The organism is Massilia sp. YIM B02443 (genome assembly GCF_030411955.1).
Taxonomy (GTDB): Bacteria; Pseudomonadota; Gammaproteobacteria; order Burkholderiales; family Burkholderiaceae_D; genus Telluria.
This window is the reverse complement of the sequence record NZ_JASNRA010000026.1, coordinates 34,922-55,153: the sequence shown is the minus strand read 5'-3', so window position 1 is coordinate 55,153 and position 20,232 is coordinate 34,922. Positions and strand designations below refer to the sequence as shown.

The window sequence follows — 20,232 nt, the reverse complement described above, 5'->3', positions numbered from 1 at the left end:
GGAATCGGAAAAGCCAATCTTAGGAGTGTTGTCGTGCGTCCTTCAGACGAAAATCAAGCTGCCAGCTCGCATCCTCATCTGCGCCCCAACCTGATGTCGTCATCGCGCCGCAGTGGCCATGAAGACAGCATCCTGGCCAAACTCGAGCGCGAGCCGGCGCGCCGTTCAGGCGGACGCACCGGGGTGCGCCTGGTCTGGTACGGCGCCGCCGCCCTGGTCGCGGTGGGGCTGACTGCCACCCTGGCCTTGCTGGCGGCCGACAGCGGCACGCAGACGGTGGAGGTGGCACAGGTCAGCGAAAGCGGGGCGGTGCGTATCGGCGGCGCGGTGTCGCAGCCGCTGCAAGAGGCGCAGCCGGGCACGGAAAACGTGCCGGCGCCGGTTCAGGAGACGAGGTCGGCCCTGATCGTCGACGCCGCGCCCGAGCCGGCGCCGCCACTGCGCATGCTCGACGGGCCGGACGCCAAGCCGGCGCCGGTCAAGGTGGCGCCGGTGATCGTTCCGCCGGCCCCGGTAAAAGTGGCGGCGGCCCCCCCGGTGCGCGAGTCCCGACCGGAGCCGCGACCGGAACCACGGCGCGAGGCCCGCTCTGAGCCACGCCAGGAGCGTCGTCCCGAAGCGCGTGGCGTGGCGCGCAGCGAAGCCCGCCCTGCTCCCAGCCGTGCGCGCACCGCTTCGGCCCGCCCGCCAGCACGCCAGAACCCACGGGCGCGCACGATCAACCCGGCCCGCTCGGGCGAACACGACGACAGCGACGTGGCGCTGATCTCGGCCGTCATCTATCACGCCAACGGCCACGCTGCCGGCGACGGCATTGACGAAAACGCATCGCCCTGCGCCGACGACGCCTGCCGCCCCCGCCCCGCCCGTCAATAACGTGGTAAAAAGTCCGCGCCATCGGTTGGCGCGGCCAAAAGCGCTGGGACTTCGGCGCCGACGGCGTTATACTGTACATAAGCACAGTAGGACGTTCCGTCATGATCAGGGTTCTGGAAAACGAGTTTTATTATCTGGACAATTTCCAGCGCGTTCTCGATTGGATCGGCGAACGCTATGCCGACCTGCTCGACGAAACCGAACTCGCCTTCCTGGCCGCCTTCCCGGCCCTGCCGCAGAATGCGCGCGCGCTGTTCGTGCGCATGGTCATGCGCAAGGGCGACCTGTTCCGCGCCAGCAAGCTGATGTACGCCGAGATCGGCTGCCCGGTCGAAGCGGCCAACCTGCTGCTCGGCACCGGCTGGATCGAACGTGACCCCGCGTTGACGCTGGACGAATTGTTCGACCTGCTGTCCAAACCCGAGATCGCCGAAGCCTTCGGCGCGCGCCTGCGCCACAAGAACGCGCGCAAGGACGAGCAACTTGCAGCATTGCGCGAGGCGCTGTGCGACGAACTCACCGACGCCGACCAGCGTCCCTTCTCCGTCTGGTACCAGGACTGCACCGATACCGCGCTACGCATCCTGGTGAAACCGCTGTGCGACCGCCTGCGCCTGATCTTCTTCGGCAACCTGCACCAGGACTGGACCGAGTTCGTGCTGTCCGACCTGGGCCTGTTCCGCTACGAACAGGTTGACATCTCGCCGGCCTCGCGCGGCTTCCGGCGCCGCGCCGACGTCGAGCACTACATCCAGCTGCATGCGTGCCGCGAACGCTTCGCCAGCGCCCGCGACACCGGCGAGACGGTCGACCAGATCGTGCGCGACGTGCCGCAGCACGCCTTCGGCAACGACTGGCTCGAAAGCCGGCGCGAAAAGCTGCTGTTCCAGATCGGCCAGCACTACGAAAAATTGAAGGACTGGGACGGCGCCTTCGATGCGTACGCGCGCTGCCGCTTCCCCGGCGCGCGCGCGCGTTCGATCCGGGTGCTGGAAAAGCACGAGCGCTTCGAGCACGCCTATCAACTCCTGTGCACCGCCCAGATTAACCCCGAAAGCGACGCCGAACGCCAGCACCTGGCGCGCATCGCACCGCGCCTGGCGCGCAAACTCGGCCACGCGCGCCTGCCGGCGCGGCGCGCCGCGGCGGTCGACCGCATCGACCTGTGCCTGCCGCTGCCGCACCTCGGTCCGTGGGTCGAAGGCGTGGTGCGCGACCACCTGGCGCAGCAAAGCGACATGCAAGCACCCGTGTTCTACGTCGAGAACGCGCTGGCCAACACCCTGTTCGGCCTGCTGTGCTGGCGCGCCGTGTTCGCGGCCATCCCCGGCGCCTTCTTCCACCCCTTTCACCGCGGCCCGGCTGACCTGTACAGCGCCGACTTCCACCAGCGCCGCGCGGCGGAATTCGCCGCCTGCCTGGCCGAACTGGACGACGGCAGCTACCGTGACACGATCCGGCGCAACCATCTCGAAAAGGCCGGCCTGTCCTGCCCCTTCGTGCATTGGGAAGCGATCGACGCCGACCTGCTCGAGCTGGCCCTGCACTGCATCCCGCCGACGCACCTGCGCAAGTGGTGCGAGCGCATCCTGGCCGACGTCAAGGCCAACCGCACCGGCTTCCCCGACCTGATCCAGTTCTGGCCCCATGAGGCGCGCTACACCATGATCGAGGTGAAGGGCCCGGGCGACCGGCTGCAGGACAACCAGCTGCGCTGGATCGAGTACTGCGCAACGCACGGCATGCCGGTCTCGGTGTGCTACCTGCAGTGGGAACAGGCAGCCGAAGCGCCGGCACTGGAACAGGCCGCGTGAGCTACACCGTCGCGGTACGGGCCCTGTGCGAGTTCACGGCCAAGCAGGGTGACCTCGACCTGCGCTTCACGCCCTCGCCCAGCGCCCAGGAAGGCATTGCCGGCCACGCCGTGGTCGGCGCGCGCCGCGGCGACGGCTACCGCACCGAGGTGGCGCTGTCGGGCGAATGGAACGGTGTGCACGTGCGCGGCCGCGCCGACGGCTTCGACGAACGCGAATGCCTGGTCGAAGAGATCAAGACCCACCGCGGCCGCGCCGATGCGATCCCCGACAACCACCGCCACCTGCACTGGGCCCAGGTACGCGTCTACGGCCACCTGCTGTGCGCCGAGCTGGGGCTGGAGCGCATCCACCTGGCGCTAGTCTACTACGACATCGGCAGCGGCGTCGAAACCGTGCTGCGCGAGACGCGCGACGCCGCCTGGCTGCAATCGCACTTTCGCGACCTGTGCGAACACTTCGCCGCCTGGGCCGCCAGCGAGGCGGCGCACCGCACGGCGCGCGACGCGGCCCTGAGCGCCCTGCGCTTCCCGCACGCCGATTTCCGGCCCGGCCAGCGCCAGCTGTCCGAAAACATCTACCGCGCCAACGCCAGCGGACGGTGCCTGCTGGCGCAGGCCCCGACCGGCATCGGCAAGACCGTCGGCAGCCTGTTTCCGGTATTGAAGGCCTTGCCGCAGCAGGGCCTGGACAAGGTGTTCTTTCTGGCCGCCAAGACGCCGGGGCGGCGCCTGGCGCTGGACGGCGCGGCGAGCCTCTGTCGTGCCAGTTCGACCTCCGGGAGGACGATCCCGCTGCGCGTGCTCGAACTGACCGCGCGCGACAAGGCCTGCGAGCATCCCGATAAAGCCTGCCACGGCGAATCCTGCCCGCTGGCCAAAGGGTTCTACGACCGCCTGCCGCAAGCGCGCGCCGCCGCGGCCGAGGTGCCGGTGCTGGACCGCGAAGCCCTGCGCGAAGTGGCCCTGGCGCACGACGTCTGCCCCTACTACCTGGGCAGCGAGATGGCGCGCTGGTCCGACGTGGTGGTTGGCGACTACAACTATTATTTCGACGGCGGCGCCATGCTGTACGCGCTGGCCCAGAACAACGGCTGGAAGACCAGCGTGCTGGTCGACGAGGCGCACAACCTGGTCAGCCGCGCGCGCTCGATGTACAGCGCCCAGATCGACCGCACCGCGCTGCGCCTGGCGCGCGCCAATGCGCCGGGCGAGATCAAGAAGGCGCTGGAAAAGGTCGGGCGTGCCTGGTCGGCCGTCAACAAGACCGCCCCGGCGCCCTACCAGGTGCTGGAATCGGTGCCGTCGAAACTGGTCGACGCGCTGCAAACGGCTGCCAGCGCGGTCAACGAACACCTGGCCGCCTTCCCCGGCCCGCTCGACCCCGACCTGCAGCGCTTCCATTTCGATGCGCTGGCCTTCGTGCGCCTGGCCGAAGCCTTCGGCCCGCACTCGCTGTGCGACCTGTCGCGCGAAGGCATGCACGATCCGCTGCGCGATTCGGTCATCTGCATCCGCAACGTGGTGCCGGCGCCCTTCCTCGGCCCGCGCTTCGCCGCCGCCCATTCGGCCACGCTGTTCTCGGCCACGCTCGGCACATGGCACTACTGCTGCGACACGCTCGGCCTGCCCGAGGACACGGCCTGGGTCGACGTCGCCTCGCCATTCAAGGCCGACCAGCTCGACGTGCACGTCGCGCACGGCATCTCGACCCGCTACCAGCAGCGCGCCGCCTCGGTGGCGCCGATCGCGGCCCTGATCGCGCGCCAGTACCGCGAACGCGAAGGCAACTACCTGGCCTTCTTCAGCAGCTTCGACTACATGGACCAGGTGGCGACGGCGCTGGCGCGGCTCGACCCGTCCATCCCGCTGTGGCGCCAGGAGCGGCGCATGAGCGAGGCCGAGCGCCAGGGATTCATCGACCGCTTCGCGCCGGGCGGCGCCGGGATCGGCTTCGCGGTGCTGGGCGGCGCCTTCGGCGAAGGGGTCGACCTGCCGGGCAACCGCCTGATCGGGGCCTTCGTGGCCACCCTCGGGCTGCCGCAGGTGAACCCGGTCAACGAACAGCTGCGCGAACGGATGCAGACCCTGTTCGGCGCCGGCTACGACTACACCTATCTTTACCCCGGCATCCAGAAGGTGGTGCAGGCGGCCGGGCGCGTGATCCGCACCGAACAGGATCGCGGCGTGGTATGGCTGATCGACGACCGCTTCGGCCAGCCGGGCATCCGTTCGCTGATGCCGGCGTGGTGGGAGCTGGACGCGCGTCCGGCGCGGCCAGCCGCAAATCCGGCGGCAAACAAGCCGGCGCTGTCAGCCTAGCAGCGCGCGCACCTTCTGGTAGCCGCTGCGGCTGATCGGCAGGCGCACGCCGCCGTCCAGCACGGCGCAGTGGTTGTCCTTGCTGACCGGTTCGATGCGCCGCACCGCGCCCACATTCACGATGAACGAGCGGTGGATGCGCACGAACAGCGCCGGGTCGAGTTGCGCTTCCAGCTCCGACAGGCTCCCGTGCTTCAGGTAGCGTTCACCTTCTGCGCTGATCCCGACGTAGTCGTCCTGGGCCTCGATGTAGTCGATGCTGCTGCTTGCCACCACGTGCACGCGCGCGCCGTCGCGAATCAGGATCCGCTCCAGTGGCTGCTGGCGCGCCGCCGCCTCCTTCACCAGCGCCTGCATCCCCGCTGCCTGACTGCTTGACGGCATACGCTGTCGCGCCTGCGCCAGCGCTTCGGCCAGGCGCTCGCGCGAAAACGGCTTGAGGAGGTAATCCAGGGCATGCACCTCGAACGCGCGCAGCGCGAACCCGTCATAGGCGGTGGCGAAGATGTAGTGCGGCCCGGCGCCGGCCAGCTCCACCACTTCGAAACCGTCCAGCTTCGGCATCTGGATGTCGAGGAATACCAAATCCGGATCGCGTTCGGCGATCGCCTTGACCGCCTCGAAGCCGTTGGCGCATTCGCCGACGATCTCGACGTCGGCGTGCGCCGCCAAATACTCGCGCAGCAGCGCGCGCGCCAGGTGTTCGTCGTCCACGATCAGTACGCGCATTCTCATTGCCTCCCTTCTTCTCCTGTCTCATAGGGCAGCACCAGGTCCACCCTGAATGACTTCCCGTTCTTTTTCCAGTGCACGCCGGCCTCGATGCCGTAGGCCGCCGCCAGGCGCTGGCGGACGTTGACCAAGCCGATGCCCTTGCCGCCCGCTCCCGTCACCGCATCCGGATCGGCATCGTTTTCGATGCTGATCTTCAGTTGCGAGCCGGCGCGTTCGGCGCGCACCCGGATCGTGCCGCCGTCGAGCAAGCCGCCGATGCCATGCTTGACCGCGTTCTCGACCAGCGGCTGCAGGATCATCGGCGGCAGCAGGCAGCGCTGCGCATCCGCATCGACCTGCTGCTCGAACGCCAGGCGCGGCCCGAAGCGCACCGCCTCGATCGCGATGAAGCGCCGCACCAGCGCCACTTCTTCCAGCAACGTCACCTTGCGCTGCGCCTCCAGCCCCAGCGTCTGGCGAAAGAAGCCGGCCAGCTGCAGCGTCATGTCGCGCGCGCCGGCCGCGTCGATGGCGGTGAGCGCGCTGATCGAATTCAGGCTGTTGAACAGGAAGTGCGGATCGATCTGGGTGCGCAGCATGCGCAGCTCGGCCTCCTGCGCCAGCAGGCGCGCTTCCAGCTCGCTGCGTTCCAGCCCGCGTGCACGTTCGAACTCCATCGCCAGGTAATGCGCCGCCCCGCTCACTCCGTACCACAGCACGCCGACGCCGAACATCATTGCCGTCAGCGGCCGCGACATCGTCACCGTCTGCGTGTGCGGCGCCAGCCACGCGCACAGCGCGGCCCAGGCATTGCCGGCCACGCACCACAACAGCGAAGCGATGACGGCGCTGGCGAAGAACACGCCGAGGATCGCCGGCAAAGGCTTGCGCGCCAGCGGAAAGGCGCGGCACAGGTAGTAGGCCGAAAAGCCGCAGGCGCTGGCATACACCAGCACCAGCGGCAGCGTGAATATGGCGGCGGCGCCTGGCGCCACGTCGCCGGTCGCCGCCAGCAGCCCGGCCAGCATCAGGCCCAGCATCAGCCAGGCCGCCAGGTACAGCGCCGCGCTGCGCCGCCCCCAGGCGCCGGCGCCCATCAGCGATATTCCATCAATTGCGCACCTCGACCCCGCCCATGATCGCATAGCCGCGCACGATCAGGCGCTTGCTGTCGTCGGGTGGCGCCACCGTCTTCTCTTCGAACCCGCCGAGAATCGGCGTGCCATCCAGGATCACGGTCCAATCGGGCGGGCACTTGAGCGTCAGGCCGCCCCAGAACGCGAACACATTGACCACCGCTTCGCCCTGGATCGACGCGCCGCGCAGGTCGAGCGCGCAGCCGCCCATGATGGCAGTGACTTCGGCGCCGCGAAAATCCTGGCTGGTGACGCGCCGCTCGAAGCCGCCCAGCACCGCCACCACGTCCAGCATGCTGTCGGCCGGCGCGCCGTCCTTCAGCACGCCGTGCGCCGGACGCCGGCCGCGCAGCGCCTTGGTCACCAGGAAGACGCCGAGGCCGATCAGCACCAGCGGCCACACCGTGCGCCAGTTGAAGTCGATCACGCCCATCCGGTCCAGCATCATCAGGATCCCGATCCCGACCAGGCCACCGCCCATCAGGACCCCGCCCTGGGTGCGCGTGTCGCACAGCTTGACGGTGCCGGCGATCACGAACACCATCGGCCAGAACGAGAAGGCGCGGTGCATGTCGAGGATGCCCAGGTTATCGAGCAGGAACAGCAGTCCCATGCCGATCACCAGCAGGCCAAGCACCACCTGGCTGGTCATGCCGCGCGGCTGCAGTTCATTTTTCATGGTGGTTCTCCATGCGCGCGGCCATGCGGTTGTTGTTGAAGCGGCGCGCGATGAACGGATCGAGCACCAGCTTGACGCCCCACATCAGGATGAACAGCGGCCAACTGTTGCGAAACGTGAGGCCGAAGGCGTTTTCGAACACGGCGAACAGCCACAGGCCGGTGAACACGGTCCACAGGCCGTTGCCGAATTCTTTTGGGCTCGGGTAGCCGATGGTCTGGCTGACGCCGATCACCACCAGCAGCAGCGGCGCGTAGTGCCAGTAATCCTGGGCGTCGATATGGCCCAGGCGGTCCAGCAGCACCACCGTGCCCAGCACGATCAGCGCCAGGCCCCACAGCACCTGCTTGCGCCAGCGGTATGCATCTTCGGTATTCATGTGACTTGGCTCCTGTTGAATTGAACGTCAGCGAACAGGACGAACGATAGCAAGAACCGCGGCAGGCGCGAAACCGCTTTTCGGCGAATGGCGGCCGGCGGGCGGCGAATGGAGAAAAGGAGATCGAACGGCGGCGAACGGCGAACCGGCATTCGAGCGGGATGCAGCCGGCGGCGCGCCTGGCGCCGGCAGACGACGAGAACGGCGGGACGAAAAAAAGCCCGCCTCCAGGGCGGGCCATGCTCGGTGCGAACCGTGCGCTCAGGCTGCGACTTGCGCCTCGTCGCGTGGACGCATGCCTTTCGGCTGGTTGCGGTACTTGGCGCGCGCTTCCGCCTGGCGGATCGCTTCGCGGGCGACGTTGGTGCGCTTGATCTCGAGGCGTTCTTTCTTGCCGCGGTGTTGTGCGATGTGCTTGCTGCCGATCTTGCTGGTCATGGATGTCTCCTTGGGTTGGGGCTTGCCGTCCCGACGCCTGCATGGCGCCGTGCGGCGGATTAGGAGCGGTTGGTTCCCATCTTGAGATCGGCCGGCATCAGCATGCCCCAGCCAAGCTGGCGCCGGATCTCCTCGGGCGTCGGCGGCGGCGCCGTGTCGCGCGCACGGCGTGCGAGATAGGCGCGCACCAGCTGCTTGGATGGATGCTTCACTTCTGACATGGCAACCTCCGCTTCCGATACGGTCCGCCGTCCAAGCGACAGGCAACGGCGGCCCTGAATTGGTGCCGGTCCTCGAGGCGACCGGCTAACCTGTTGAGATGGTTGGAATGCGCGGACTGCGATGCGCGAATGACGCGTTTCACAGTGCGCTCCTCACTCAGACAGGTCCATCATACAGAGCGCGACCGTTGTTCACCGTTAGGTGCCGCACACTATCGCCTAGCATTCCCGGTTCGACCCGCTTGCGGACGCAAACGGCGAAGCGCGACGACGCCCTGGTCGCCGCGTGCCCTCGTCATACAAGCCATCGTCCTGGCAATGAATCACGCTCACGTCGACAGGCTAACGCGATGCGATGTAGCGCGCTGGGGCTACGACACAATCAGGTTCGAGCTGCAAGCGACAGCAGGATGTGCGCGCCCGCATCAGCTTCCGCATGGCCGATGCGGGGATGCCTCGCGGCGTCGTCGAAACGACCATTGTTCGCCGTTTCTGCACGCGCATTTGCTGCTCGTGGTACCTCCCTGCCGCTTCCTGTCCTTATCCCTGTCATGCATCGATTGTGCTGGCAGTCCGACGCCACGGCACCGTCGGCCATGCTGGGAATTGACGAAATCGGGACGTCATAGATGATTTTTTCGTCCCGCGCGTCCAGGCGGCGGAAACGTCTACGGGCAGATGCAATTCCTAAATAAATAAATAACCGCTTAGAAATAATTAACTTCAATCATTTTCCGTTAATCACTCATTCCATTCTTAGATAAGAGAAACTCCATACCGATCCCAGTTAGCCGTTGAGTGACCTCAAATCCGTTATTCAATCCCGGACAGATAATAAACTTATAAATGATCAGCTAATCAAATCAACGCGCTATTTCGTCCAGCACCGTCATTTCGTTATTCGCCCTAGCCGCTGAATCATGCCTTGATTCAATTTAACGGATTTTACGACGCACAGTGAGTTCATCTGATTTCCAGGACAAACAGCAGAGCATTTCTGATTACCGATAAGCCGATCGCCATGTCCATTCAACGCCTCAGCCTCCCCAACCAGCTCTGTGCCCGAATCTGCGCCCGCATCGTGTCCATGCACCGCACCAGCAAGGTCGGCCTTGCGATCCTGGCCGACCTGATTGCGCTTCCCGTCTGTTTTTTAATCGCGATGATATTGCGCGGTGGCGATTTACAGCTTGCAAAACAATTCGATGCGGCATCGTATATGCTGGTTGCGGTATTAACCATCGGCGCCTTCTGGCTGTCCGATTTATACCGCGCGGTGATCCGCTATATCGACCACCGGCTGCTGATGCTCACCGGACTGGCATTGGCAATCGCCGTATTGGGCGCCTATCTGGCGCTGGTAATGGCCGATGAAGCGCGTTTCCCGCGCAGCGCGCTCGCCATTTACTGGTTCATCGCCTTTTCCTATGTCGTGGTATCGCGCATCGGCGTGCGCAACCTGCTGCGCAGCCAGCGCGGCCCGTGCACCCACAATTCGCTGGCAGTCGCCATCTACGGCGCGGGCGAGGCCGGCGCGCGCCTGGCGCAGACCATGCGCGACGGCGACGAATACCGCCCGCTGTGCTTCTTCGACGACAAGCGCGCCCTGACCGACCGCACCGTCGCCGGCCTGCGCGTGTTCCACACCGCGCGCCTGGCCGAACTGGTCGCCGCGCTGCGCATCCGCACCGTGGTCATCGCCCTGCCCAACGTCGCGCCCGAGCGCCTGCGCGAACTGATGCAGCGGCTCAGCCAGCCCGGCGTGCCGACCCGCATCCTGACCCGCCTGGTCGACCTCGGCGACGACAAATCCGCACCGCGCGAGGCGATCCGCGAACTGAAATTCGAAGACCTGCTCGGCCGTCCGGCGGTGCCGCCGCGCGTGGACCTGTTCGCCCGATGCGTGCGCGCCAGGGGCGTGCTCGTGACCGGCGCCGGCGGCTCCATCGGCAGCGAACTGTGCCGCCAGATCGCCACCCTCGGCCCGGCGCGCCTGCATCTGCTCGACCACTCCGAATACGCGCTGTACACCATCCGCCAGGAGCTGGCGGCGCGCTTTCCCGAACTGGCCATCCATGCCCACCTGGGCTCGGTGTGCAACGCCGACCTGGTCGACCGGGTGCTGGCCGCCGGCGGCGTCGACACCATCTACCACGCGGCCGCCTACAAGCACGTGCCGCTGGTCGAAGCCAACATCGTCGAAGGCCTGCGCAACAACGTGCTGGGCGCCCAGGTCGTGGCCGCGGCCGCCGCGCGCCACCGGGTCGCGACCTGCGTGCTGATCTCGAGCGACAAGGCGGTGCGGCCGACCAACATCATGGGCGCCAGCAAGCGCATCGCCGAACTGATCTTCCAGGCGGCGGCCGCTCGCGGCGGCGACACCACCTTCTGCATGGTCCGCTTCGGCAACGTGCTCGGCTCGTCCGGCTCGGTGATCCCGCTGTTCCAGCGCCAGATCGCGCGCGGCGGCCCGGTCACCATCACCCACCCCGAGGTGTCGCGCTACTTCATGCTGATCCCCGAGGCGGCCCAGCTGGTGATCCAGGCCGGCGCCATGGCCAAGGGCGGCGACGTGTTCGTGCTCGACATGGGCGAACCGGTGCGCATCGTCGACCTGGCGCGCACGATGATCGCCATGCACGGGCTCACCGAGCGCACGCCGCAGCAGGCGCGCGGCGACATCGACATCGAGTACGTCGGCCTGTTCCCCGGCGAGAAGCTGCACGAAGAACTGCTCACCGACGGCACCGTATTCCCGAGCGAGCACCCGCGCATCATGCGCATGAAGGAAAGCGCGCTGCGCCCGAGCGTCCTCGAGACCTGCATCACCTGCCTGATGATGGCTTGCGAGACGCACGAACGCGGCACGATCGAGTCGATGGTCAAGGCGATCGTGGCCGAATACGTGCCATCGCCGCCAGCACCGATGCCGCAGCCTGCCACGGTCGAGCCGGCACCGGTGGGCCTGATCCGCAAGCTGGTGCCGTTCCGGATCCAGACGTGATGGACGGGGCACCCGTTAGTCCCGAGCTTGTTCACCAACTGGATCGCCGGCGCGTTCGCGATTGAGGTGCATCGGGGCAGCGCCGGCGCCATGCAGCACCGCATCAAGCGCAGCACGCAGCGACATGTCAGACGCAGCACGCAAGAGATCACACGCAGCAGGTAACACAGGTAACACGCCGCACGCAGCAGAGCACGCATTACTGCATTACCGCATTCATCACTGCACAACCCGAGGAAAACCATGCGAGACGAGAATCAATCAGTACACCTGGAACAGCTCTTGACCCGGCTGCGCGAGCGCGAAGCCGTGATCGGCATCGTCGGTCTCGGCTACGTCGGCCTGCCGCTGGCGCTGCGCTACGCCGCGTCGGGCTTTCGCGTGCTTGGCATCGACATCGATGCCGACAAGGTCGCGCGGCTGAACCGGGGCGACAGCTATATGCAGCACATCGGCGCCGCCGCTATCGAAGCCGCCCGCGCCGCCGGCTTCAGCGCCAGCACCGACTTCCAGCGCGCCGCCGAACTCGACGCGCTGGTGATCTGCGTCCCGACCCCGCTCACCGCGTACCGCGAGCCCGACCTGTCCTACGTGCTCGGCACCGTCGAATCGCTGCTGCCGTGGATGCGTCCCGGCCAGCTGCTGTCGCTGGAAAGCACCACCTACCCCGGCACCACCGAGGAAGAACTGCGCCCGCGCCTGGAAGCGCGCGGTTTGCGCGTCGGCCATGACGTGTTCCTGGTGTTCTCGCCCGAACGCGAAGACCCGGGCAACCCCGACTACCACACCCGCACCATCCCGAAAGTGTGCGGCGGCTCCACCGAAGCCTGCCTGGAGGCCGGCCTGGCGCTGTACCGGCCGGCGATCGACACCGTGGTGCCGGTCAGCTCGACCCGCGCCGCCGAGTTGACCAAGCTGCTCGAGAACATCCATCGCGCCGTCAACATCGGCCTGGTCAACGAAATGAAAATCATCGCCGACCGCATGGGCATCGACATTCACGAGGTGATCCGCGCCGCCGCCACCAAGCCGTTCGGCTTCACCCCCTATTATCCGGGCCCCGGCCTGGGCGGCCACTGCATCCCGATCGATCCGTTCTACCTCACCTGGAAGGCGCGCCAGTATGGCCTGCACACGCGCTTCATCGAGCTGGCCGGCGAGATCAACAGCGACATGCCGCACTGGGTGGTGAGCAAGGTGGCGGACGCCCTCAACAACCGCGGCCGCGCGGTGATGGGCAGCCGCATCCTGGTGCTGGGCATCGCGTATAAAAAGGACGTCGAGGACATGCGCGAGTCGCCCTCGGTGGCGCTGATGGAGCTGCTGCGCGCGCGCGGCGCCACCGTCGACTATTCCGACCCGCACCTGCCGGTATTCCCGCGCATGCGCGAGCATCGCTTCGAGCTGTCCAGCGTGCCGCTGGCGCCGGCCACGATCGCTTCCTACGACGTGGTGCTGCTGGCCACCAGCCACAGCGCCTTCGACTATGAGCTGATCCGGCAATACGCCAACCTGATCGTCGACACCCGGGGCGTGTATCCGCCGCGCCTGCCGAACGTGGTCGCCGCCTGAACCGAAAGCCCCCCATGCTCCACTACCCTCCGCCCGTCCTCGACCGCAAGATCAAATTCGCCCTGGTCGGCTGCGGACGGATCGCGCGCAACCACATGAACGCGATCCGCGACCATGGCGAGCGCTGCGAGCTGGCGGGCGTGTGCGACATCGACCCGCGCGCCCTCGGCGAAGCCGCCGGCAACACCGGCGCCCGTCCCTACGCCAGCCTGGAGCGGATGCTGGCCGGGTGCGACGCCGACGCCTTCGTGCTCGCCACCCCGTCCGGCCTGCACTCGCAGCAGGCGATCCGCATCGCCGCCGCGCGCCGCCACGTGATCACTGAAAAGCCGATGGCCACGCGCTGGGAAGACGGCAAGCGCATGGTGGCGGCGGCCGACGAAGCCGGGGTGCGCCTGTTCGTGGTCAAGCAGAACCGCCGCAACGCCACCCTGCAGCTGCTCAAGCGCGCGGTCGAGAAGAAGCGCTTCGGCCGCATCTACATGGTCAACCTGAACGTGTTCTGGACCCGGCCCGACGCCTACTACCAGAGCGCCGGCTGGCGCGGCACCTGGGAATTCGACGGCGGCGCCTTCATGAACCAGGCCAGCCACTACGTCGATCTGCTGGAATGGATCGTCGGCCCGGTCGAGAGCCTGCAGGCCTACACCGCCACCCTGGCGCGCGACATCGAGGTCGAGGACACCGGCGTGATCAGCCTGCGCTGGCGCAACGGCGCGCTGGGCTCGATGAACGTCACCATGCTGACCTGGCCGCGCAATCTGGAAGGCTCGATCACCATCCTGGGCGAGCGCGGCAGCGCGCGCATCGGCGGCGTCGCGGTCAACGAAGTCCAGCAATGGGAGTTCGCCCAGCCCGATCCGGACGATGCCGCGGTGGCCCAGGCCAGCTACCAGACCACCTCGGTCTATGGTTTCGGCCACCCGCTCTATTACGACAACGTGATCCGCGTGCTGCGCGGCGAAGCCGAACCCGAGACCGACGGCCGCGAAGGTCTCAAGTCGCTCGAGGTGCTGGTCGCCGCCTACCGCTCGGCGCGCGACGGCCGCCGCGTCGCCCTGCCTCTGGAGTACTGACATGAGCGCCGTTCCCGATTCTGCCATCCCGCCCCCTGCGATCCACCCCAGCGCCATCGTCGACCCGGGCGCCCAGCTTGGTCCCGACACCCGGGTCTGGCATTTCGTCCACGTGTGCGCCGGCGCCCGCATCGGCGCCCACTGCTCGCTCGGCCAGAACGTCTTCGTCGGCAACGACGTCCGCATCGGCGACCGGGTCAAGGTCCAGAACAACGTCTCGATCTACGACGCGGTCACGCTCGAAGACGAGGTATTCTGCGGCCCCAGCATGGTCTTCACCAACGTCTACAACCCGCGCGCCGCGGTGCCGCGCAAGCACGAATACCGGCGCACGCTGGTGCGGCGCGGCGCCAGCATCGGCGCCAACGCCACCGTGGTATGCGGGGTGACGATCGGCGAATACGCCTTCATCGCCGCCGGCGCCGTGGTCAACCGCGACGTCGCGCCCTACGCCCTGATGGCCGGCGTGCCGGCGCGCCAGATCGGCTGGATCAGCCGCACCGGCGACCGCCTGGCCCTGCCCCTGGCCAACGACGGCGAGGCGCGCTGCCCCCATACCGGCGAGCCTTACGTGCTGCGCGACGGCGTCTGCAGCCCGGCCGAGGCGCCGTACGACCCGGCCCGGATCGCGGCCGACGCGGCGCCGGGCGCGAATGGCGCCAGTCGCGATGCCGGCTTTGCCCCCCCTTCCGGCCCTGACCTCGGCCCCGGTGCCGGCCTCGATCCCGGCGCCGGCCCCGGACCTGGCCCGATCCAGCCCGGGCTGGCCCGCTAGCCCCTGCCACCAGCCGAACCTCGAGCGCCGCCCAAGGAGTATCCATGGACTTCATCGACCTCAAATCGCAATACCTGGCCTCGCGCGAGCTGATCAACGCGCGCATCCAGGCGGTGCTCGACCACGGCCAGTACATCATGGGGCCGGAAGTCGCCGAGCTCGAACGGCGCCTGGAAGCCTGGACTGGCGCGCGCCACTGCATCACCGTGTCCTCCGGCACCGAGGCGCTGGTGATCGCCCTGATGGCGCTCGGCATCCAGCCCGGCGACGAAGTCATCACCACCCCATTTTCCTTCATCGCCACCGCCGAAGCGGTGCTGCTGGTGGGCGCCAGGCCGGTCTTCGTCGACGTCGAAGCCGTCACCGGCAACATCGACGCGCGCCTGATCGCCGAGCGCGTCACGCCGCGCACGCGCGCCATCCTTCCGGTCTCGTTGTACGGCCAGCCGGCCGACATGGACAGCATCAACGCCCTGGCCGAACGCCATGGCCTGGCCGTGATCGAAGACGCGGCGCAAAGCTTCGGCGCCGCCTACCGCGGCCGCAACAGCTGCCACCTGTCGACGATCGGCTGCACCAGCTTCTTCCCCAGCAAGCCGCTCGGCTGCTACGGCGACGGCGGCGCCCTGTTCACCGACGACAAGGCGCTCGCACGCGCCATGCGCGAGATCCGCGTCCACGGCCAGTCGCGCCGCTATGTCCACACCCGGCTGGGCGTCGGCGGCCGCATGGACACCCTGCAATGCGCGATCGTACTGGCCAAGCTCGAGCGCTTCGAATGGGAACTCGAACAACGGCGGCGCGCCGCCGCCGACTACGACGCGCTGCTGCGCCACCAGCTGCCCGCGCTGGCGGTGCGCCCCGACCGCAGCAGCGCCTACGCCCAATACACGGTACTGGTGGATGAAGGCGAACGCGAGCGCATCCGCGCCGAGCTCGACGCCGCCGGCATCCCGACCGCCGTGCACTACCCGCTGCCGATCCACCAGCAGCCGGCGTATGCCCACCTGGCGCCGGGCGAATCCTATCCGGTGGCCGAGGCGCTGTCGCGTACCGTGCTGAGCCTGCCGATGGGGCCGTTCCTCGACCGCGCCGGCGTGGAGCAGGTGGTCCAGGCCCTGCTGCAGGCCTGCGGTCCTGGCCGCGCGATGGCGCAGGCTGCGCCAGGCAGCAGTGCCGACGCCGGACCCGGCGCTGCTGCGCATCCCTGCGCCGCGCCGGCCATCCTTGCCTCCAGCTCATGAAGCAACTGCCGCAGTTCTGGCGCCAGGTCGTCACCGTGCTCGGCGGCGCGGTCGGGGCGCAGGCGCTGCCGCTGCTGGCGGCGCCGCTGCTCACGCGCATGTGCACGCCCGAAGAAATGGGCGCCTACAGCGTCTGGCTCGGCGTGATCGCGCTGTCCGCGATCGGCGCCACCCTGCGCATGGAAGCGGCGATGATCCTCGACCACGAAGCCGAGCACCAGCGCACCTGTTTCCGGGTCGTGTTCTACAGCGCCACCATCACCGCCCTGCTGCTCACCCTGGGCGCCACGCTGGCGCGGCTGGCCGGGTTCAGCCCGGCGCTGCACCTGCCCTGGGCCGCCCTGCTGACCCTCGGCGCCGGCGCCTGGCTCACCGCCTGCATGCAGACCACCTATGCCTACGCCACCTCGCACAATGCCTTCGGCAAGGCGGCGCGCGCCAAGGTCACCACCTCGGCCACCATCGTCCTGACCCAGCTGGCGCTGCTGTACGCCGGGATGGGCGGCGCCGGCCTGGTCGCCGGCCATCTGGCCGGCCTGCTGGCCGGCTACGCCACCGCGCGCTGGCTGCTGCGTCCGCCATCGGCGCCGATCGGCTGGCTGCCGGACGCGTTCCAACGCGCCTACCTGCGCCGCCACCAGGCCTTCTGGCGTTTCTCGCTGCCTTCCAACCTGCTCAACGGCGCGGTCAGCCAGCTACCGCTGTTCCTGATCGGCATCCGCCACGGCGCCCTGGCCGCCGGCCTGTACGCGCTGACCCAGCGCGTGCTGTCGGCGCCGGTGTCGCTGCTGGCGGCATCGGTGCTGGAAGTCTTCAAGCGCGAATCGGTGCTCGAATTTCGCGCCCACGGCAATTGCAACCGCGCATACCGCCACACCTTCAAGGCGCTGCTGCTGCTCGGCACCGGGCCGGCGCTCCTGCTCCTGCTGTTCGCCCCGCCCCTGTTCGGCGCCGTGTTCGGCGCCTCCTGGCGCGAAGCCGGCGAGCTGGCCCAGCTGATGGCGCCGCTGTTCCTGCTGAACTTCATCGCCAGTCCGCTCAGCTACGTGTTCTTCGTGGCCGGCCGCCAGAAAGCCGACCTGCTGTGGCAGGTGACGTTGTTTGCCACCACCTTGAGCGCCTTCCTGCTGCCCGGCAGCGTGCAGCAGAACGTGCTGTGGTACGTGATCGGATATTCCGGCCTGTACCTGGTCTACCTGCACATGTCGTGGAACTGCTCGCGCAACCGATTGGCGGCCGCATGACAATCCTGCCCGACATTCCCGGCGCCGGCCATCACGGTGCACATCGCCCGCTGCAGCACGCCATGCAGCGCGGACTGCAGCCGGACGGCCCCGCGCGAGCGCCGGGGCAGATGCCGGGACTGCCCTGGCCCGGCCGCCAGGGCGGCGGCAGGCACGGCGACGCCCGCCACCGGCGCGAACAGTGGCTGCTGATCGCCTGCTTCTTCATGCTGTTCCCGGGCTTTTTCTTCTATCACACCCTGCTCGGCACCGGCACTACCGGCGCCTTCCTGGGCGGCTACTTCGCACCGATGGCACTGCTGTTTGCGCTGCCGATGCTGCTGGTCTACCTGGGGCGCATGCGGCGCGATGGCGCGCGCCTGACCATGGTCGACCTCCATTACGGGCTGTTCTTCGCCTACTTCCTTAGTATCGTGCTGGTCAATGCCGCCGCCGGCGCCAATCGCGCCATCGTGGTCTACCACGTGCTGGCGATCCTGTTCATGGTGCTGGTCTACATCATGTTCTGCTTCATCGACTTCGACAGCCGGCGCTTCCGCCTGGCCGGCCTGCTCAGCTTGTTTTCGATGTCGGCCATCGTGTTTTCCTACTCGGTCGACGGCGTGTTCTACCTGGGCGCGCTCGGCATCGCCAAGGACAGCAACGCGCTCGCCACCTACCAGGGCTTTTCGCGCTCCTACCTGTTCACCTACCTGGCCGTGGTCTGCTTCACCCGCAACCTGCCGCTGCGCCTGCTGCTGCACGTGCTCGGCGCCGCCACGCTGTTCGTCAACACCGCGCGCAGCGAGTTCGTCGCCCTGGTGTTTGCCATCCCGCTGATCGAGTTCTACTATTCGCGTCACAAGCTGTACTTTTTGCTGGCCGGGATCTGCCTGGCCACCGCCATCGGCCTGTATCTCGACCAGATCCTGGCCGCGCTGCCCGCCAACCGCATCCTCGAGCTGTTCGACCTGTCGCATTCGACCTCGGCCAACAAGCGCCACCAGCTGACCGTGTATGCGATGGAAACCATCGCGGCGCATCCGGTGCTGGGCGACTACGGCAGCTACAAGCCCGGCTACTACTCGCACAACGTGCTCTCGGCCTGGGTCGACCTCGGGCTGTTCGGCATGCTCTACCTGGGCGCGCTGGCCATCGTGCCGATCACGCCGATGTTCTTCCACGAATATTTTGCCGCCCGCGCCCGCCCCCTGTTCCTGCTGGCGTTTGCCTTCGCCTGCGTGACCATCCTGTTGCTGCTGTCGTCCCACTACTTCACCGACATGCTGCTCAGCGCCACCCTTGGCGCCTGCAGCCGCTATGCCTACGAGAGGAAACATGCCGCGCATCGTCCACATGACGTCGGCGCATCCGCGCTACGACACCCGGATCTTCGTCAAGCAGTGCCGCACGCTGGCCGCCCATGGCCATGAGGTAAGCCTGGTGGTGGCCGACGGCCGCGGCGACGAGGTGCGCGACGGCGTGCGCATCGTCGATGCCGGTTCGCCCGGCGGACGACCCGCGGGCGAGCCGGGAACAGGCAGCGCCGGCGCGGCCCCGCCATCCCGGCGCGGCGCCTTGGCCGGACGCCTCGAACGCATGCTGCTGGCCACGCGCAGGGTGGCCGCGCACGCACTGGCGCTCGAGCCCGACATGGTGCAGCTGCACGACCCCGAATTGCTGCCTGCCGGCCTGCGCCTGCAGCGCTCGGGCATCCACGTCGTGTTCGACGCCCACGAAGACGTGCCGGCCCAGCTGCTCGACAAACCCTACCTGCCGCCGGCGGCGGCGCGCCTGCTGTCGGCCGCCTACGCGCGCTACGAGCGTTACGCCTGCGCCCGCCTGGACGGACTGCTGGCGGCCACGCCCCTGATCAGCGCGCGCCTGGAAGCCTGCAATCCGCGCACGCTGGATATCGCCAACTACCCGCTGCCCGAAGAATTTTTCCCGGTCCGCGAGAGCGATGGCGACGACGCAGGCCACAGCAACAACGACAACTGCAACGCCGGCAACGGCAACGGCAACGGCAACGGCAACCACGATGATGGCGAACCGCGCGCCCAGGTCTGCTATGTCGGCAGCATCTCGGCGATCCGCGGCGTCCGCGAACTGGTGCACGCGTGCGACCTGCTGCGCACGCCCACCACACTGGTGCTGGCCGGCGGCTTTTCGGAGCCGGCGCTGGCCGCCGAGGTCGCGGCACTGCCCGGCTGGTCGCGGGTCCGGGCACTCGGCCACCTCGACCGCGCCGGCGTGGCCGGCGTCATGCGGCGCTCCTGCGCCGGCCTGGTCACGCTGCTGCCGACCGCCAGCTACCGCGACGCGCTGCCGGTGAAGATGTTCGAGTACATGGCGGCAGGGATCCCCGTGATCGCCTCCGACTTCCCGCGCTGGCGCGCCATCGTCGACGCCAGCGAATGCGGCCTGTGCGTCGATCCAGGCGACCCGGCCGCGATCGCGGCCGCGATCGACCGCCTGGCCGGCGATCCCGAGTTGGCCAGGCGGCTGGGCGCGAATGGACGGCGCGCGGTCGAGCAACGCTACAACTGGCGCCAGGAGGCCCAGAAACTGATCCGCTTTTGCGACGATCTGTGCCGCCATCCATTGGCGCATCGCCTGGCGCTTTAATGGCGATTAGAAATCTTTTTTGAAAATAAACTACGGCAATCAACATCATAACGGGCGTCTGAATCAATCTGCTCGAACTGCCGATCATTTAAACGAATCAAGGAAGTAATAAGCAAACCATTTTATGGTGAT

17 protein-coding genes and 1 pseudogene are annotated in these 20,232 nt (G+C 67.7%); 11 read left to right on the top strand and 7 right to left on the bottom strand.

The genetic code is table 11. From position 1 onward, the window contains the following. The first annotated feature begins 33 nt into the window (after positions 1–33). The 3 genes from QPK27_RS21305 to QPK27_RS21295 all read left to right on the top strand — a co-directional run bounded on the left by QPK27_RS21305 (position 34) and on the right by QPK27_RS21295 (position 5,011). On the top strand, positions 34–876 hold the full coding sequence (locus tag QPK27_RS21305; RefSeq protein WP_290420185.1) for a hypothetical protein: 843 nt from the start codon (positions 34–36) through the stop codon (positions 874–876). Between the two features lie 101 nt (positions 877–977). After that, positions 978–2,690, top strand: coding sequence for a VRR-NUC domain-containing protein (locus QPK27_RS21300; protein ID WP_290420184.1), 1,713 nt, complete (start codon positions 978–980; stop codon positions 2,688–2,690). After that, the gene (locus QPK27_RS21295) at positions 2,687–5,011 is read left to right on the top strand and encodes a helicase C-terminal domain-containing protein (RefSeq protein WP_290420183.1); all 2,325 of its coding nucleotides are present in this window, start codon (positions 2,687–2,689) and stop codon (positions 5,009–5,011) included. The genes QPK27_RS21300 and QPK27_RS21295 overlap by 4 nt, the downstream gene beginning before the upstream one ends. Here QPK27_RS21295 and QPK27_RS21290 read toward each other — a convergent pair. From QPK27_RS21290 to QPK27_RS21260, 7 genes are all read right to left on the bottom strand, one after another. Then, on the bottom strand, positions 5,003–5,740 hold the full coding sequence (locus QPK27_RS21290; RefSeq protein ID WP_290420182.1) for a LytTR family DNA-binding domain-containing protein: 738 nt from the start codon (positions 5,738–5,740) through the stop codon (positions 5,003–5,005). The two genes, QPK27_RS21295 and QPK27_RS21290, sit on opposite strands and share 9 nt — an antisense overlap. Positions 5,741–5,742: 2 nt before the next feature. Then, positions 5,743–6,822 carry a sensor histidine kinase gene (locus tag QPK27_RS21285; protein WP_290420181.1) on the bottom strand — a complete coding sequence of 360 codons (1,080 nt, stop codon included), beginning with the start codon at positions 6,820–6,822 and terminating at the stop codon, positions 5,743–5,745. A 13-nt stretch (positions 6,823–6,835) separates the two neighbouring features. Next, a complete protein-coding gene (locus QPK27_RS21280) occupies positions 6,836–7,540 on the bottom strand; it encodes a LiaI-LiaF-like domain-containing protein (RefSeq protein ID WP_290420180.1) in 705 nt (234 codons plus the stop codon). Beyond that, positions 7,530–7,919, bottom strand: coding sequence for a LiaI-LiaF-like domain-containing protein (locus QPK27_RS21275; protein ID WP_290420179.1), 390 nt, complete (start codon positions 7,917–7,919; stop codon positions 7,530–7,532). Before QPK27_RS21275 ends, QPK27_RS21280 begins: the two co-directional genes overlap by 11 nt. Positions 7,920–8,180: 261 nt before the next feature. Continuing rightward, on the bottom strand, positions 8,181–8,357 hold the full coding sequence (locus tag QPK27_RS21270) for a hypothetical protein (protein ID WP_290420178.1): 177 nt from the start codon (positions 8,355–8,357) through the stop codon (positions 8,181–8,183). A 59-nt stretch (positions 8,358–8,416) separates the two neighbouring features. Further along, entirely contained in the window at positions 8,417–8,578 is a 162-nt protein-coding gene (locus tag QPK27_RS21265; RefSeq protein WP_290420177.1) for a hypothetical protein, read from the bottom strand. Between the two features lie 382 nt (positions 8,579–8,960). Continuing rightward, a complete protein-coding gene (locus tag QPK27_RS21260; RefSeq protein WP_290420176.1) occupies positions 8,961–9,305 on the bottom strand; it encodes a hypothetical protein in 345 nt (114 codons plus the stop codon). 492 nt (positions 9,306–9,797) lie between these two features. Between QPK27_RS21260 and QPK27_RS21255 the strand changes: the two genes are divergently transcribed. The 8 genes and pseudogenes from QPK27_RS21255 to QPK27_RS21220 all read left to right on the top strand — a co-directional run bounded on the left by QPK27_RS21255 (position 9,798) and on the right by QPK27_RS21220 (position 20,100). Beyond that, positions 9,798–11,582 carry a nucleoside-diphosphate sugar epimerase/dehydratase gene (locus QPK27_RS21255; RefSeq protein WP_290420175.1) on the top strand — a complete coding sequence of 595 codons (1,785 nt, stop codon included), beginning with the start codon at positions 9,798–9,800 and terminating at the stop codon, positions 11,580–11,582. Positions 11,583–11,825: 243 nt separating this feature from the next. Then, positions 11,826–13,154: a nucleotide sugar dehydrogenase gene (locus QPK27_RS21250; RefSeq protein ID WP_290420174.1), complete on the top strand. Its 1,329-nt coding sequence runs from the start codon at positions 11,826–11,828 to the stop codon at positions 13,152–13,154. A 14-nt stretch (positions 13,155–13,168) separates the two neighbouring features. Continuing rightward, a complete protein-coding gene (locus QPK27_RS21245; RefSeq protein ID WP_290420173.1) occupies positions 13,169–14,230 on the top strand; it encodes a Gfo/Idh/MocA family protein in 1,062 nt (353 codons plus the stop codon). Position 14,231: 1 nt separating this feature from the next. After that, positions 14,232–14,825 (top strand): annotated as a pseudogene (locus QPK27_RS21240) (acyltransferase); the annotation flags it as partial. 224 nt (positions 14,826–15,049) lie between these two features. After that, positions 15,050–16,249 (top strand): DegT/DnrJ/EryC1/StrS aminotransferase family protein, encoded by a 1,200-nt coding sequence (locus QPK27_RS21235; protein WP_290420172.1) that lies wholly within the window; start codon positions 15,050–15,052, stop codon positions 16,247–16,249. Then, positions 16,246–17,493, top strand: coding sequence for an oligosaccharide flippase family protein (locus QPK27_RS21230; RefSeq protein ID WP_290420171.1), 1,248 nt, complete (start codon positions 16,246–16,248; stop codon positions 17,491–17,493). The genes QPK27_RS21235 and QPK27_RS21230 overlap by 4 nt, the downstream gene beginning before the upstream one ends. Next, entirely contained in the window at positions 17,490–18,905 is a 1,416-nt protein-coding gene (locus tag QPK27_RS21225) for a hypothetical protein (protein WP_290420170.1), read from the top strand. The genes QPK27_RS21230 and QPK27_RS21225 overlap by 4 nt, the downstream gene beginning before the upstream one ends. Then, positions 18,811–20,100: a glycosyltransferase gene (locus QPK27_RS21220; protein WP_290420169.1), complete on the top strand. Its 1,290-nt coding sequence runs from the start codon at positions 18,811–18,813 to the stop codon at positions 20,098–20,100. The genes QPK27_RS21225 and QPK27_RS21220 overlap by 95 nt, the downstream gene beginning before the upstream one ends. Positions 20,101–20,232 lie beyond the last annotated feature (132 nt).